Source organism: Devosia naphthalenivorans (assembly GCF_003056355.1).
Lineage (GTDB): Bacteria > Pseudomonadota > Alphaproteobacteria > Rhizobiales > Devosiaceae > Devosia > Devosia naphthalenivorans.
The window spans coordinates 1-16232 of the sequence record NZ_PYVW01000013.1 but is presented as its reverse complement, the minus strand read 5'-3'; the positions used below and the strand labels follow the sequence as shown (position 1 = coordinate 16232).

Sequence of the window (16232 nt, the reverse complement as noted above, 5' to 3'; positions counted from 1 at the left end):
CTTGGTCTAGTCTCCCGGCAAAACATCGCTCGGGAGACTGTTGCCTCATGCCTTCGCTTACCAGATTCCTTGCCGCTGCCGCAGTTCTGACGGCTTTGAGCCTGCCTGGCGTCCAGGCACAGGACTTGCCCGATCTCGCTGGCCGCGAAATCGTGGCCGTCACCGAGAACGCCTATGTGCCGCTGAACTTCGCTGATCCGCAAACCGGAGAGGGCGTCGGGCTGGAATACGACCTCTTCAACGAAATCGCCAAGCGCCTCAACGCCACGGTCAAGTGGGAGCTTTCGAGCTGGGATGTGATGATCCAGGCGGTACGGGATGGTCAGTTCGACATCGGCATGGACGGCATCACCATCAATGACGAGCGCAAGGAACTCATCGAGTTTTCCGACAGCTATCTGACCTCCCAGCAATTGATGCTGGTGCGCGCCGACGAAACGCGCTTTGCCGATGCGCAGGCTTTTTCTGCTGACAGCGATCTTTTGGTCGGCGCACAGGCCGGCACCACCAATTTCTATGTCGCCGTCTATGATGTGCTGGATGGTGACGAGGCCAATCCGCGCATCAAGCTGTTCGACACCTTCGGCGCCTCGGTACAGGCGCTGCAATCGGGCGATGTCGATACCGTCCTGATGGACCAGACCTCGGCCAACGGCTATATCGGCGCCAATCCGGGCGCCTTCAAAATCGTCGGCGAGCCCCTTGGCACCGAAGATTTCGGTTTCATCCTCACGCCGGGCTCCGATCTGGTCGCACCGGTGAACGCCGCCCTTGCCCAGATCAAGGCGGACGGCACCATGGAAGCGCTGCAAAAGAAGTGGTTCTACGACTACAACGCAGCGCAGTAGGTCCGGCTTGGCCCATGTAACAACCACCGGGTCATTCCCGCGAAAGCGGGAACCTCTGTTTTCATTCCAACCATCGCAACGGAGGTTCCCGCTTTCGCGGGAATGACCCGGTGGAAAAAGCGCACAAGTAAACACTCCCCCTGAACGGGGAGGAGTGGTTCCCTGCCGAACGAACCAAGGCCTCCCAGCCAAAGCCATGACCTACACCCCCCGTCCACCATCGCTCCTGTCGCGCATCCCCTGGTGGCTGTTGGCAATCGGCCTGCTGTTCGTGCTGGGCGCATGGGGCATTTCCGGCAGCACCACCTATAGCCAGATCTTCCGCTCGCTGCAGGGCGGCATTCTCACCACGCTCTGGGTCACCGGAGTGGCCTTTTCGGCGGCTACCATCCTGGGCCTGCTCGTTGCCCTTGCCCGCACCTCGGGCAATCGCGTCCTGCGCGAGATCGCGACGTTCTATGTCGAGATCATCCGCGGCATTCCCGTGCTGGTGTTCCTGTTCTACGTCGCCTTCGTCGGCGCGCCGGGCCTTGTTGCCGTGGTCAATTGGCTGCTGCAGCCGTTCGATAGTGCCATCACCATCCGCCAGTTTGATTTTGTCTGGCGCGCCATTGTCGCGCTCACCATCTGCTATTCGGCCTTCATCGCTGAGATCTTCCGAGCCGGCATCGAGGCGGTGGACCGAGGCCAGTTGGAAGCCGCGCGCTCGCTGGGGCTATCGCGCTGGAAATGCTTCCGTCTGGTGACCTTTCCCCAGGCGCTCCGCACCATCCTGCCGCCGCTCGCCAACGATTTCGTGTCCATGATCAAGGATTCGGCGCTGGTTTCGGCCTTGGGCGTGCAGGACATCACCCAATTGGGCAAAGTCTATTCGTCGGGCACCTTCCTGTTCTTCGAAACCTATAACGTGGTGGCCTATCTCTATCTCACCATGACCATTTCGCTCTCGCTGCTGGTGCGCCTGCTGGAGCGCTCCATGCGCGAAAACCGCTACTGACCCTTGCGGCGGGGCAGGGGGCGGGCCATGTGTGAAACCGCCAATAAGGAGCCCTCTGCATGAACAAGTTCGTCAGCCTCGCCCTCGCCGCACCTCTCGCGCTGCTCCTCGCGGCCTGCGGCGATAGTCGCGAAGTGGGCAATGTGGGTGTGGACTGGACGGGAAACGACATCGCCATCGAGGCCGTGGCCGATCCGGAGGTGGATGGCGTCGTCTGCCATCTGGCCTATTTCAATCGCTCGTTCATCGATCGCGTCAGTCAGGGCAACTGGTTCGAGGATCCGTCCTATTCGGCGCTGGACTGCTCGGTGATGGGGCCCATCACCATCGGCGACATCAACACCAGGGCAGGTGGCGAAGAGGTCTTCCGCCAGGGCCGCTCGTTGATCTGGAAATCGCTGCGCGTCACCCGCGTCTATGATGCGTCCAGCAATTCGCTGATCTATCTGGGCCATGCCCGCGAAATTCAGCAGGGCTCCGGCAAGATGAGCCTCTCGGTCATACCGCTCGCGACCGAACAGGTCATCTGGACCAACGGCGCGCCTGCCCCATAAGAAAAAGGCCCGGTGTGAACCGGGCCTCTTGGTGATTATTGCGTAACGGGCGGACAATCAGCCTTGGTCTGATCATCGATGGCGTCGCCTTCGTCGGCTTCGTCAACGTCTTCTTCGTCAGCCTGTACCGACAAGGATTCGTTATCCTGCAATGTTTCTTCGCCTTCCAGCTCGGCAGCAGGAGCTTCCATGCCGTCGGTAGCCAGTTCAGCACATTCGGCATCGCTTGCGGGCCGCTCGGCTTCCTGTGCGAACGACACCGAGGTGGCGCCAAACATCAGGGCAGCGGCAGTAACAAGAGCAAGGGCAGAGGATTTCATTTCATCATCTCCAGTTGAATGGGGCGTTCTTCTTTCGCGATTACCCACCCTCAACGCCTCACGATGGAATTTGGTTAGTTCACGACCTCGTGAGCGGTTCGCATCGCCCTCATCGAACTGGCCCAGACGTGGACATTTCCCCCAGGCGTCACTTGGGGCAAGCCCATGCTGTCCGAAGGGCGTTGGACATAAAAACTTTTCAACCCGTTGCGCTTACATCGCACCGTGCCGCTACGATATCCTGAGCACTACACACACCGGGCATCGGCGCCCGAAAGGACAATAACCCATGGCAATTCTGATTGGCGACACTGCGCCCGATTTCACGCTGGATTCCACCGAGGGTCCAATTCACTTCTACGATTATATCGAAGGCTCCTGGGCTGTGCTGTTCAGCCATCCCAAGAACTTTACGCCCGTCTGCACGACGGAGCTGGGCTATACTGCCAAGCTGAAGCCCGAGTTCGAGAAGCGCGGCGTCAAGGTGCTCGGTCTTTCGGTCGACAAGCTGGAAGATCATGGCGGCTGGGCCAAGGACATCGAGGAAACCCAGGGCCAGGCGCTCAATTTCCCGCTGCTTGCCGACACCAAGGGCGAAGTGGCCCGTCTCTACGACATGATCCACCCCAATGCCGACAACACGCTGACCGTACGCTCGGTGTTTGTCATCGGGCCGGACAAGAAGGTGAAGCTCAAGATCGAGTACCCGGCATCCACTGGCCGCAACTTCGATGAGGTGATCCGCGTCATCGATTCGCTGCAGCTGACCGCCAAGCATTCTGTCGCCACCCCGGTGAACTGGAAGAACGGCGAAGACGTGATTATTGCAAGCTCGCTTTCCGCCGAAGCCGCAAGGGAGAAGTTCCCCGATGGCTGGAAGGAACCCAAGCCCTATCTGCGCATTGTCCCCCAGCCCCGCGCGTAACGACGCGCATCTCGTTTTCTCCCTGACTGACTGGGCGGTGGTTGATCCACCGCCCTTTTCTTTGTGCCAGCCGATGACCCCGTCGAACCACGAGGTCGCAGCACTTACCCCACTGCGAAGCTGGAATTTACGTCCTGTGGCTTGACCAGGCTCACAGTGCGCAACGCCGCGGCAAAGGCCAGTGCCGCCATGGCCGCACCCAGGATATAAACCGGCACAATCGCGAACTTGATGTCCGCTACCGAACTCGCGGTCGCAAGGCCCGCCGCATTGGCTGCCACCCCTGCCAACGCCGCGCCGATGGCATTGCCGGCCGATTGCGTCGTCGGCATCAAGGCCGAGGTGCGGTCGCGCTCGGCGTCGCTGGCCGCTTCCATCATGGTGAGGTTGAGATAGCCGTTGCAGGTGCCGAAGCCCGAGCCGATAACGAGCTGGCCGATAACGACGACTGCCACGAGGTCCAGTTGCAACCCGATCAGCACCAGCACAAGCCCGGTCGCGATCATCGCCGGCCCCAGGCGGATCAGGGTCTTGCGCGTTTCCTTCTGGCGCACATTGGCGACGAGGATCGCCGATGCGCTCCAGGCCACGGCCAGAACTGCGGCGATCACGCCCGCCAGCGTCGGCCCCAGCCCCCACATCTCCTGCACCACCAGCACCAGGTAAACCGCCGAGCCGGCCCCAGCCACGTTGATCAGCAGGGTCATCCACAACCCCGTGCCGACTACCGATACCGGGCGGAACGCATCGAGCGGCATCAGCCGGTCGCGGCTGCGGCCATCGAGCCAGACCGCTCCAACCAGCAGCAGCGCCGCGCCGACCAGCAAGCCCGTGGCCTGCCAGGGCGGCGCAACACCGGCCAGCGCCACCAGCATGATGCCAAGGCCAATGGCCAGCAGCCGCAGCCCGGGAAAACTGACGGGCTTTTTGTCCTCGCTCCGCCCGCCCGGCACCACGAACATCACCATCACGGCAAAGATCAGCACCAGCGGCACGCTGATCAGGAAGGCTGCGCGCCACGAAACCAACTCGGTCAACAGTCCCGCGATGGCCGGTCCGCCAAACGCGGCAATCGCCCAGATCATCGCCTGCATCCCAAAAACCTTGGGCACGAGCCGCGACGGAAACAATTCCGGAATCAGCGCAAAGCAGATCGCCGACACCACGCCCTCGCCCAGTCCCTGCAACGCCCGGCCCACCAGCACGATCGGCATGGAGGTGGCATTGGCGGCAATCAGAGTGCCGACCAGGAATACGCCGGCCGAGACCAGCAAGGCGGTCTTGGCGCCAAGCCGCTGCTTCAGCAGCGCCGATCCAGAACCGCCCACGATCGCAAACACCAGGAACAGCGTCAGCGCCCAGGAAATCAGCGCGACACCGCCCATTTCCTGCACCGCCGTGGGCAGTGAAATCGACGACAGGAACGCGTTGAACGCCAGCAAGGCCACGCCGATGCACAGGATCAGCGTCACGCTGGCATAGCGCGGGGTAAAGATTTCGGCCCAGCTGCCGCTGCTTGATGGTTCGGACATGGCGGATTGTTCCTGCGGGTAACCTCTTGGGGTGCTCTTATACGAGCTGATTTAAAAAGGAGAAGCTTGTTTTATTCTGGCGCGACTCCGGAAGCCGGCAATTGCAACGATACACCGCGAGTTATGCTAGCTGCTACGCGATCTTAACCCAGCATGCGCATGCTGCGGCGCCCTTCACTCCGTCAGGACCATGTGCGTGACCGGTCAGACTTCTCTGCGCTCTGGCCCCGATTGGCGCCTCGTCACCGGGGTGTTCATCGTTGCCGCCACGACCCTGGTCGTCCGCACCATGATGGGCCGTTCCGGCCTGCCGTTTTTCGCCGACACCGACGACGCCATGCGCATGGTCATGGTGCGCGATTTCCTGGCCGGCCAGAACTGGTACGATCTCACCGTTCACCGGCTCAACACTCCGTTCGGCGCTGAAATCCACTGGTCGCGCCTGATCGATCTGCCGCTCGCCGTTCTGGTGCTGGTGTTCACGCCGCTCCTCGGTGCCGATACGGCGCTGCTCGCCGCCGGCACGATATGGCCCATGCTGCTTCTGGCCCTGCTGCTGTGGCTCAGTGCCAGCCTCGCCTTCCGGCTGGTCGGCCCCGAAGGCGTGTTCCCCGCCCTGATCCTGCCATTGCTGAGCCCGGCAATAACAGCCGAATTCACACCCGGCCGCGTCGATCACCACGGCGTCGTCATCGTTTTGACCTTCGCCATGGCGTGGGCTTCGGTCGAAGCCATTACCCGCCCGCGCTTCGCCATCCTCGCGGGCCTGCTGACCGCAACAGCCCTTGCAATCGCCACTGAATCGCTGCCCGCCATTGCCGCCGCGATCATCGTCTTCGGTCTGGCTTTCGTGATCGATGGCCAACGAGCCACCGCCATGCGCGGCTTCGGCTTGGCATTCGGCCTCGGCACGGTTGTGCATCTGGCCATTTTCCGCCCGCCTGCGCGCTGGTTCGAGCCGGCCTGCGACGTTATCTCCCCGCTCTATGTCGGGGTGGCGCTGCTCGTCGCCGTCCTCTTTACGCTGGCCAGCATCGTGCCCCCGCTCCGCGCACCCTGGCAGCGCTTCCTCCTTCTCGCCATACCGGGAGCCACAGGCCTGCTTGTCCTGGCCTCCTTTTTCCCCCAATGCCTCAGCGGCCCCTATGCCGCGCTCGATCCATGGCTCCAGGCCAACTGGATCGCAGCAATCGTCGAAGCCAAGCCCTGGCTCTCCAATTTCGTCGACACGCCCGCCTATGCCGTAGCAATTGGCCTTCCGCCGCTCCTTGCCGTTCTGATCGTGCCTTACCGCCTCTGGCGCGTGTCCGAAAGCCGCGCCCAATGGGCCGTGCTGCTGGTGTTCCTGGTAACAACGGCTCTCGTCATGCTGGCGCAGGTGCGCGGCGCGCGCCTTTCCATCATGCCGGCCATGCCCGCCGCCGCCTGGCTCATTGTTTCCATGCGCCACCGCTACCTGGCCAATCGGCGGCCGGGCAATCTGGCAGCCTTGCTTGGCAGCTGGCTGGCCTTTTCCGGCGTCGTGCTTGCGCTGGCTGTGAGCGGCATCCTTGCGCTGCTGCCGGGGCAGCCTGAACGGGCCGGCAATGGCCGCGCCAACACCGAAGCGTGCCTTGTGCCTTCCGCCTTTGCCGATCTTGCAGCCATCCCGCCCGAGCGCATCATGTCGCCGATCGATCTGGGTGCCCACCTCTTGCTCTATACCCCGCATGCCGTGGTGGCCGCGCCCTATCATCGCAATGAGCAGGGCGTGCTTGACGCGTTCCGTTTCCTCAACGAGCCCATCGCCACGGCCCGGACCATTCTTGCCGATCGCGGTGTCTCACTCGTCGTCGTCTGCCCCGGCATGCCCGAAATGGGGGGGATCCCGGGCAAGGCGGAAGACAGCTTCGTCTCGCTTTTCGCCCGCGATGCGCTGCCCGGCTGGCTGCATGATGTGAGCCTGCCTAATAGCCCCCTGCGCATCTATTCGGTCATGCCCTGAGCCTTTTGCCCGGGCGGAATTGACAGCGCTCCCCTCGCGCCCCTACTACCCCAAGGCAAATATGAGGGAACCCGCCAGATGACGCCGTCTCGCATCGCAACGCGCTTTGAAGCGCTCAAGGCCGAAGGCCGCCCGGCGCTCGTCACCTTCGTGATGGGCGGCGATCCCGACCTCGCCACGAGCCAGGCGATCTTCGATGCCCTGCCACAGGCCGGCGCCGATATCATCGAGCTTGGCATGCCCTTTTCCGATCCCATGGCCGACGGCGTTGCCATCCAGCTGGGCGGCCAGCGTGCGCTCGCCGCCGGACAGACCTTGCGCGGCATTCTGGGCATGGTGGAAGATTTCCGCCGCAAGGACGAGACCACGCCCGTGGTGCTGATGGGCTACTACAATCCCATCTTCATCTTCGGCGTCGACAAGTTTTTGGCCGCCGCGAAGGCAGCCGGCGTCGATGGGCTCATCATCGTCGACCTGCCGCCCGAGGAAGACGAGGAACTCTGCATTCCCGCGCTCGAGGCCGGCATCAACTTCATTCGCCTCACCACGCCAACCACCGACGACAAGCGCCTGCCTGCGGTGCTCAAGAACACTTCGGGCTTTGTCTATTATGTCTCGATGACCGGTGTGACCGGCGCCGCCATCAAATCGCGCGGCGCGGTGGGTGATGCTGTCGAGCGCATCAAGGGCCACACCGATCTGCCCGTCGCTGTCGGCTTCGGCATCAAAACCGCCGAAGATGCCGCCGAAATCGGCCGCCACGCGGATGGCATCGTGGTCGGCACAGTCCTCGTCGAAGCCGTCGGCAATTCGCTGGTCGATGGCAAGGCAACCGACCGCACCGTTGCGGCCGTCCGCGACATCGTCGCAGACCTGGCCCGTGGCGTGAAGCGGGCCCGCTCCTGAACTAAAGCATGTCGCACCGGATGGGATTCACGCAGTAGACCTCATGGTGAGCTTGTCGAACCACGAGGGCGTGGCACCAAGCCTCCACTAGCTGAGCTCAATCAAACGCGACGCGCTGTAACGCAGGCGGCCTGTTGGTAAGGCCGCCTGCGCTGCGATTACTGCACGCTCGTTGCGTTGGCAGCTGCCGGCACTATGGTCGTAGCAGCAGCCGCGGCGGCAACCGGCACCTCGGGTAGTTCAGAAAGATCGACTTCAGCCAGACGGTCGGCGCAAATATCGGCGGCACCGTCAATCGGGTCCTCGCGATCTGCAAAGGTAACCCAGCCGCCCTCTTCGATCAGCCCGTCGCGGCTATAGCTGCTCGCCTCGGTGAGCGCCGTCAAATTGACCCGCGCATCGGGCGAGGCCAGATAGCGCTTGACGCATATGTCGGCAGCGAGTTCGGCAACCGCCTGGTCGGCAGCATTAGCGGCCTGTTCTTGTGCGGAACCCGCCGTTACCCAACCGCCCCAGGTAAAGCCGAGTACCATCGTGGCAACAATGCAGCCGGCACATGACCAAAACATGACCGCCTTGCTCGCTTTGAAGTCCCGGAATTTTTCTCCTATTGCAGACATTATGCTGCCTCCTCATTAGTTTATCGGTGATTGCACGCCTCAAAAGGGCGCTCGGAATGATTCCAGAGTGCCATATTTCGGCCGAAATTACCAATCCGGCAATATACATGAGGAGTAAAGAAAACGCGGAATCTGGAACTGTATTGAGAAGCCATCTGAAATCGCCGGGATATTCGAAGGATGTCAGTGGAAGAAATCGTCTGGATTTATAGTATATGGCAGGACATCTCGCACAATGTTGTGAATACATCACGGTTTGAGGAGGGCAGCCTGTGGAAGTTCCGCGTCTCGCCTTTGCCCTGCCCGCCCCACCCTGATAAGAATTGCCACAATTGACGCGTAGCTGACCAAAAGCTCACCGCACGAGGCTTGCCATGAACTGGATCGACAATTTCGTCCGCCCCAAGATCCGCTCCATCCTGGGGCAAAAGCGAGACATCGGGGAAAACCTCTGGGTCAAGGATCCGGAATCGGGCGAGATGGTGTTCTACCGCGATCTCGAGGCCAATCAGTGGGTCGTCCCTAATTCGGGTTATCACATGAAGATAAAGCCGGCCGACCGGCTCAAGACCTTCTTCGACGATGGCCAGTATAGCCTCGTCAGCGTCCCTTCCGTTCCCGTCGATCCGCTGAAATTCCGCGACCAGAAGCGCTATGTCGACCGCCTCAAGGAAAGCCGTGCCAAGACCGGCTATGACGACGCGGTGCTGGTTGCCACCGGTAAGCTTTACCAGCGCGACATCACCGTCGCCGTGCAGGATTTCGATTTCATGGGCGGCTCGCTCGGCATGGCAGCCGGGCAGGGGATCATCACCGGTCTTGAAACCGCTGCCAACCGCAAGACGCCCTTCGTGCTGTTCGTCGCTTCCGGCGGCGCGCGCATGCAGGAAGGCGTGCTCTCGCTGATGCAGATGCCGCGCACCACCGTTGCCGTGCTGCGCCTGCGCGAAGCGGGCCTGCCGTTCTTCGTGGTCTTCACCGATCCGACCACCGGTGGCGTTACCGCATCCTACGCCATGCTGGGCGACGTTCATCTGGCCGAACCGGGCGCCCGCATCGGCTTTGCCGGCGCGCGCGTCATCGAGCAGACCATTCGCGAAAAGCTCCCCAAGGGCTTCCAGCGTTCCGAATATCTTTATGAGCACGGCATGGTCGACATGGTCGTCCACCGCCACAATCTGCGCTCCACCATCGGCTCGCTCGCCTCCATCCTGACCAAGGGCGAACCGGTCGGCGAGTTGACCTCCACGGCACCCACCCTGGCCCGCGCCACCATGCGCGATGCAGCTTTGGCGGCCGAAGGCGATGATGATGAATTGACGGCGCCGAGCGCCGCTCACGCCGAGTAAGTCTTTACCGGCATTTAAGCACACGGCCCTATCTTTGAGCACGGATGCACACGGCGGATGATTCCGCCGTGCTGCCATTTGCCAAGGGGGTCATCCGTGCCAAAGTTCTCCATGCCGATCGCGCGCAAGCTGCCGCTTGCCCTGCTGGGTTCTGCCCTCTTGGTCAGCCTTGGCGTGGGCGCGGCCAGCTACATGATCGGCTCGGACGCTCTGCGCCACTCGGCCGAAACAAATCTGGCGACCCTGGCCAGCGAACGGGCCAGCAAAGTCTCCTCTTATCTCGACTCCGTCGAAAGCGATCTGGTCGCCACCTCCCGCTCCGAGGCCACCATTCAGGCCCTGCGCGATTTCGCCGGCGCCTGGCTGTCATTCAAGGTCGATCCGACCGCCGAAGTGCGCAAGCTCTATGTCGACGACAATCCCAACAAGGACAATCTGGCGGCTCTGGAAACCCTGGGCACCACCGGCGCCTATGACGTGCCCCACACCCGTTCGCACGCCGCCTTCCGCAACCAGATCGCCGTCCGCGGCTACCGTGACCTCTACCTCTTCGATCTCAAGGGGGCGCTGGTCTATTCGGTCAATAAATCCGCCGATTTCGGCACCAGCTTCGCCGAAGGCGGCCCCTTCGCGGCCACTGCCCTGGGCAAGGCCTTCCAGCAGGCAATCGCCATCGAAAACCCTGACGATTTGGTCTTCGAGGATTTCGCGCCCTATGAGGTCGCCGGCGGCCTGCCCGCCAGCTTCTTCGCCAAGCCCGTCTTCAACGCCCAGGGCCGCAAGATCGGCGTCCTTGCGCTGCAACTGCCCTCCGAGCGCCTCGATGCCGTGGTGGGTGACCGCACTGGCCTCGGGCAAACCGGCGAAGTGATCGTCGTCGGCAGCGACAATCTGCTGCGCTCCGATTCCACCTTCACCCCCGACAATGATGCGCTGGTGACCCCCTTCGTCACCCCCGTGCTCGATCAGGCCCTTGCCGGCACGCCAGCCAATGGCGAAACCCTCGACTATCGTGCTACCGACATGCTGGTCGCCGCCGCCCCCATCGCCACCCGCGGCCAGCCCTGGGCTGCCGTCGCCATCATGGCCACCGACGAAGTGCTGGCCCCCGTCGCCAACATGCGCAACATGATGCTGTTGATCGGCGCGGGCCTGCTGGCCGTCGTCGCCGCCATGGGCCTTTTGTTCTCGCGCACCATCACCCGCCCGATGACCCGCCTCACCGGCACCATGCAGGCCCTCGCCCAAGGCGATCTTGCCACGCAAGTGCAGGGCGCCGAACGCACCGACGAGCTGGGGGCCATGGCCCGCGCCGTCGAAGTCTTCCGCGAAAACGGCCTCAAGGTCGCCGAAATGACCGAGGCTGAAGCTGCCCGCATCATCGCCAACCAGGCCGAACGCAGCGCCATGATGGTGTCGCTGCAGCGCGCCTTCGGCGACGTGGTCGAGGCCGCCATCGCCGGCGACTTCAACCAGCGCGTCGAAACCCAATTCCCCGACGCCGAGCTCAATACCCTCGCGCGCTCCGTCAACACCCTCGTCGAAACCGTCGATCGTGGCTTGGGCGAAACCGGCGAAGTGCTGGCCGCCCTCGCCGACACCGACCTGACCCGGCGTGTCCGCGGCGACTACCACGGCGCTTTCGCGCGCCTCAAGGACGACACCAACGCCGTCGCCGAAAAGCTGGGCGAAATCGTCGGCCAGCTGCGCACCACGTCGGGCCAGCTCAAGCTCGCCACCGGCGAAATTCTCTCCGGCGCCAACGATTTGTCCGAGCGCACCACCCGCCAGGCCGCAACCATCGAGCAAACCTCGGCCTCCGTGGAGCAACTGGCCGCAACGGTCCTCGAAAGCGCCAACCGTGCCGAAGCCGCCAGCGTTCAGGCAAAAAATGTCAGCCGCACCGCCGAAGAAGGCGGGCAGGTCATGGCCGCCGCCACCGAAGCCATGGACCGCATCACCGCCTCCTCCGGCAAGATTTCCAACATCATCGGCCTCATCGACGACATCGCCTTCCAGACCAATTTGCTCGCCCTCAACGCCTCCGTGGAAGCCGCCCGTGCGGGCGACGCCGGCAAGGGCTTCGCCGTGGTTGCCGTCGAAGTGCGGCGCCTCGCCCAATCGGCCGCCAGCGCCTCTTCCGACGTCAAGGCGTTGATCGAGCAGTCCGCCAACGAGGTCAAGGGCGGCACCAGGCTCGTTTCCGACGCCTCCACCAAGCTCTCCTCCATGCTGTCGGCCATCCGCGACAACACCGAGGTGCTCCAAACCATTTCGCACGACAGCCGCAAACAGGCCGGTGCCCTCAAGGAGGTCACCATCGCCGTGCAGCAGATGGACGAAATGACCCAGCACAACGCAGCCCTGGTGGAAGAAACCAACGCCGCAATCGAGCAGACCGAAGCCCAAGCCGTCGAACTCGACCGCATCGTGGAAGTCTTCACCATCGACACCCCGACGCCCCGCCTCGTCGGCAAACCCGCCGCTAGTGCCCGCACCCTCCAGGAAAAACTCAAATCCGCCGCCGGCACCTACCTCCGCCGCTCCAACACCGCCGAAGCCATCGACAAGGACTGGTCGGAGTTCTGATCCCTCAGTCGACACCCTCCCCCTTGCGGGAAGGGATCAAGGTTGGGGGCCGGATTAACTCCGGCACAACGTTGGAACTTGGCCCATTCACCTGCATCTAACAGACCTCATGGTGAGCCTGTCGAACCACGCGGTCAAGCAAGTGGAGCGCGCACCCAACCCCACCTTCCGCCTTGCAGCGCACCCACATCGGCGCTACCTGATCCGCATCTCCCTCTGGACCAAGCCATGTCCCGCACCGATGCCATTCTCAAGCGCCTTTCGGGGCTCCATCCCAAGCTGATCGACCTCAGCCTCGATCGTATCCTGCCGCTGCTTGAAGCCCTGGGCAATCCGCACCAGAAGCTGCCCCCGGTGATCCATGTCGCCGGCACCAATGCCAAGGGCTCGACCATTGCCTATCTGCGCGCCTTCCTCGAAGCCGCCGGCAAATCGGTCCACGTCTACAATTCACCCCATCTGGTGCACTTCAACGAGCGCATCCGGCTGGCCGGCAAGCTGGTCAGCACGGAGCGACTCAACGAGGTCCTGGAGCGCGTCGAACAGATCAACGCCGGCCGCAACATTACCTTTTTCGAGGTCACTACCGCCGCAGCCTTCGTGCTCTATGCCGAAACACCGGCCGACTACCTGCTGCTCGAAACCGGTATGGGCGGCACCTATGACACCACCAATGTCGTGGCGGATCCGCTCGGCGTCATCATCACCCCGGTCGATCTCGATCACCAGGGGTTCCTCGGCAATACCATCGCCGAGATCGCCGCCAATAAGGCGGGCATTCTCAAGCGCGGCAGCAAGGCCGTCATCGGCATCCAGCAGGACGAAGGCCGCGCCGTGATCGACCGCGCCGCCCGGCGCCTGGGCATCACCCCGGTCTACCAGGGCGAGGATTTCCACGGCTCGGCCCAGGATGGCCGCCTCGTCTACCAGGACGAATCGGGCCTGCTCGACCTGCCCCCACCGGCCCTACTTGGCGCCCATCAATTCGAAAACGCTGCTCTCGCCATCGCCGCCACCCGACACTTCGGCTTGCCAGTCGATAGCGACGCCCTCGCGCGCGGTCTGCGCAATGTCGTCTGGCCCGCCCGCATGATGCCGCTGCACGGCAAGCTGCGCGACCAGTTGGGCGCCGGCGCCGAACTCTGGCTCGATGGCGGCCACAACGTCCACGGCGCCCGCGCCATTGCCCACGCCATCGCGGACATGAACCGCAGCCGGCCCGCGCCACTGATCCTGATCATGGGCATGATGAGCAACCGCTCCCCCGCCGAGTTCCTCGAACCCTTCAAGGGCATGGTTCAGGAGGTCTTCACCCTCACCGTTCCCGGCGAGCCCAACGCCCACACCGCCGATTTCATCGCCAGCGACGCCCGCAGCGTCGGCTTGCAGGCCACAACTGCCCCCGACGTCGAAGCGGCCCTGACCCAAGCCGCCAAAACCCCCAACGCCCGCGTTCTCATCTGCGGCTCGCTCTACCTCGCCGGCGACGTCCTCGCCAAAAACGGCACCCCGCCTGATTGAATTCAGCTGCCCCAGAGCCCTCATGGTGAGCCTGTCGAAGCACGAGGGCGAGTGAGTGGAGGCATTTTGCCCAGCCCTCATGGTTCGATAAGCTCACCATGAGGTCCATTGGTCCGGTGAGGGCTGCCCCCTCAATACCGCCCCTGCTCGCTCCCGACAAACGGGTCCACCGGGCTAGTCCCCGCAAATTCCTGCCGCCCCAAAATCGCTTCCACCACCGCCGCCTGCAGCGCCTCGCTCGATCCATAAGCATTCACATAAGCCGGCACCCGCGGCGCATCATGCAAATAATACGGCCAGCCAAAGCTGATCATCAGCGTCGGCAGATCGTGCCAATAGCGCGCCATGGCGCCAAACACCGAACCGGTCAATTTGTGCCAATCGAGAAATATCCGGCTGCGCGTCAACAGCGTTTCCTCGGCAAACAGATAGAGCACCAGATCATAATCCCGCGGGCTCACCGCCATGCCGGGCTGATAAACCGTCACCTCGAACCCCTCCGCGGTCAGCCGGTCGGGAACACTTAGCGGCAGGGGCGCCGGCACGAAGGGCAACACCACGCCGCCCGAAAACACCAGCACCCGGCGATGCTTGTCCAGGCTCAGCGGCACTATCCCGCGAACATCCTTGACCAGCGTCGGCACCCGCCCGGTCACGCCCCGCGCCATATTGGCGCTTTCCTGGTCCCCGACCACAGCCTGTGCCGCTGCCAGGCTCACCTGTGGCTTCTCGACCTTGTGCAAGCCCAGCGCAGCCTTCAGCGCCAGCACGCGCGTTACCGCTTCATCCACCCGCTCCTGCGAAAGCCGGCCGTCGGCCACCGCCTTCACCAGTCGCATCAAATCGGCATTGGGATCATCGGAAAACAGGATCACGTCACAGCCGGCAATCACCGCCTCGGGCAGCACCTCGTCCCGTGGGCCCCAATCGTTCATCCCCGCCATGGGCGTCGCGTCGGACACGATCAGCCCGTTGAACCCCATCTCGCGCCGCAACAGATCCTGGTTCAGGATGCGCGACAACGAAGCCGGCCGGAATGCCTCGGCTCCTGCCTCAGAATCCAGCGCCCGCACGAATGCGGGAAAAGCGATATGCGCCGACATCACGCTCATCACGCCGGCTTCGATTGCCTTGCGATACAGCCGGCCAAAACTCTCTTCCCACTCCGCCATATCAAGCGGATTGACCGTAGTCACCAGATGCTGGTCCCGGTCGTCATAGCCCTCGCCGGGCCAGTGCTTCACCGTCGCCGCTACGCCATTGGCCTGGAACGCTGCGATCTGCGCCAGCGCATGGCGTTCGATTTTCTCGGCATCACTGCCAAACGAGCGCGTGCCCACAATGGCACTCCGCCAGGCCGCGTTGATGTCGATAACCGGCGTAAAACTCCAGTTCAGCCCCACCGCACTGGCTTCCCGCGCCATGATGGTCGAAATCGCCGTGGTCGCCTCGACGTCATCCACCGCCGCAAGCCCCAACGGGTTGGGCACGCTGGTGCCAAACGGCAGGCTCATGCGGCTGCCTTCAAGGTCGGCGCTCACCAGTAAGGGAATGGCGCTATGCTCGGCCAGCTCCTGCACCAGGCCAATCTCGGCCGCCAGATCGTCCGAATAGATCCGGGTAATGCCGCCTGGCTTGAAGCTTCGCACCGTCTCGCTGACTTCATCAGGCTCGCCCCGCGCCAGCAGCACAAACAATTGCGCCAGCTTGTCGCGCGGCATCAGCGCCTCGCGCGTCGTATGCACCCAGGCAATCGCCTCGTTATCCAGATGGAACGGGCTCGCATAAAGATCGATAGCCATCCGAGGGCCTCCCCAGCCTTCTTGTTGGCTGAAGGCTAGTGCTTTTCGCGGCGGCACGGAAGCTGGCGAGGGCAATATCCTGCCCCACCCACTGCGTCACCACCCGGCTTGTCCGGCAGGGCTATCGCATATGAACAGCGTTCAAGGTTCCATCGTCCCCTCGCCCCTTGTATGTTTCCTTTGAGGCCGTGATTGACGATGATCGGCCTTGGAGCGTGGCGTGAGCCATGGTCCGGGCCGGATAGCCTGTAGCCCCTCAGAGCCAGCCAAGCTCGCCCTTGAGCA

At 63.0% G+C, this 16232-nt stretch carries 13 protein-coding genes; 9 read left to right on the top strand and 4 right to left on the bottom strand.

The genetic code is table 11. The annotated features are described in order from the left end of the window. Nucleotides 1-47: 47 nt before the first annotated feature. From C8264_RS15260 to C8264_RS15250, 3 genes are all read left to right on the top strand, one after another. Nucleotides 48-848, top strand: coding sequence for a transporter substrate-binding domain-containing protein (locus C8264_RS15260; RefSeq protein WP_108461839.1), 801 nt, complete (start codon nucleotides 48-50; stop codon nucleotides 846-848). Between the two features lie 196 nt (nucleotides 849-1044). Then, nucleotides 1045-1845 carry an amino acid ABC transporter permease gene (locus C8264_RS15255; RefSeq protein ID WP_108461838.1) on the top strand — a complete coding sequence of 267 codons (801 nt, stop codon included), beginning with the start codon at nucleotides 1045-1047 and terminating at the stop codon, nucleotides 1843-1845. Between the two features lie 59 nt (nucleotides 1846-1904). Continuing rightward, nucleotides 1905-2399: a CreA family protein gene (locus tag C8264_RS15250; RefSeq protein ID WP_108461837.1), complete on the top strand. Its 495-nt coding sequence runs from the start codon at nucleotides 1905-1907 to the stop codon at nucleotides 2397-2399. 35 nt (nucleotides 2400-2434) lie between these two features. Here the strand turns inward: C8264_RS15250 and C8264_RS15245 are convergent, their stop codons facing one another. Next, on the bottom strand, nucleotides 2435-2719 hold the full coding sequence (locus C8264_RS15245) for a hypothetical protein (protein ID WP_108461836.1): 285 nt from the start codon (nucleotides 2717-2719) through the stop codon (nucleotides 2435-2437). A gap of 289 nt (nucleotides 2720-3008) precedes the next feature. Between C8264_RS15245 and C8264_RS15240 the strand changes: the two genes are divergently transcribed. Beyond that, on the top strand, nucleotides 3009-3644 hold the full coding sequence (locus C8264_RS15240) for a peroxiredoxin (RefSeq protein ID WP_108461835.1): 636 nt from the start codon (nucleotides 3009-3011) through the stop codon (nucleotides 3642-3644). Nucleotides 3645-3748: 104 nt separating this feature from the next. Here the strand turns inward: C8264_RS15240 and C8264_RS15235 are convergent, their stop codons facing one another. After that, nucleotides 3749-5176 carry an MFS transporter gene (locus C8264_RS15235; protein ID WP_108461834.1) on the bottom strand — a complete coding sequence of 476 codons (1428 nt, stop codon included), beginning with the start codon at nucleotides 5174-5176 and terminating at the stop codon, nucleotides 3749-3751. Nucleotides 5177-5372: 196 nt separating this feature from the next. Between C8264_RS15235 and C8264_RS15230 the strand changes: the two genes are divergently transcribed. Next, nucleotides 5373-7160: a hypothetical protein gene (locus tag C8264_RS15230; protein ID WP_162783683.1), complete on the top strand. Its 1788-nt coding sequence runs from the start codon at nucleotides 5373-5375 to the stop codon at nucleotides 7158-7160. Between the two features lie 78 nt (nucleotides 7161-7238). Next, complete coding sequence (gene trpA / locus C8264_RS15225; protein WP_108461832.1) at nucleotides 7239-8066, top strand: tryptophan synthase subunit alpha; 828 nt, start codon at nucleotides 7239-7241, stop codon at nucleotides 8064-8066. 158 nt (nucleotides 8067-8224) lie between these two features. On the opposite strand, the gene C8264_RS15220 is transcribed toward trpA, so the two are convergent. After that, on the bottom strand, nucleotides 8225-8686 hold the full coding sequence (locus C8264_RS15220; RefSeq protein ID WP_205245694.1) for a hypothetical protein: 462 nt from the start codon (nucleotides 8684-8686) through the stop codon (nucleotides 8225-8227). Nucleotides 8687-9060: 374 nt separating this feature from the next. Between C8264_RS15220 and accD the strand changes: the two genes are divergently transcribed. From accD to C8264_RS15205, 3 genes are all read left to right on the top strand, one after another. After that, a complete protein-coding gene (gene accD, locus C8264_RS15215) occupies nucleotides 9061-10035 on the top strand; it encodes an acetyl-CoA carboxylase, carboxyltransferase subunit beta (RefSeq protein WP_108461831.1) in 975 nt (324 codons plus the stop codon). Nucleotides 10036-10131: 96 nt separating this feature from the next. Beyond that, a complete protein-coding gene (locus tag C8264_RS22620; protein ID WP_245893249.1) occupies nucleotides 10132-12624 on the top strand; it encodes a methyl-accepting chemotaxis protein in 2493 nt (830 codons plus the stop codon). A gap of 228 nt (nucleotides 12625-12852) precedes the next feature. Further along, nucleotides 12853-14145: a bifunctional folylpolyglutamate synthase/dihydrofolate synthase gene (locus C8264_RS15205; RefSeq protein WP_108461830.1), complete on the top strand. Its 1293-nt coding sequence runs from the start codon at nucleotides 12853-12855 to the stop codon at nucleotides 14143-14145. A 131-nt stretch (nucleotides 14146-14276) separates the two neighbouring features. Here the strand turns inward: C8264_RS15205 and C8264_RS15200 are convergent, their stop codons facing one another. After that, nucleotides 14277-15947, bottom strand: a complete 1671-nt coding sequence (locus tag C8264_RS15200; RefSeq protein ID WP_108461829.1) for a glycoside hydrolase family 3 protein — start codon at nucleotides 15945-15947, stop codon at nucleotides 14277-14279. Nucleotides 15948-16232: the final 285 nt, after the last annotated feature.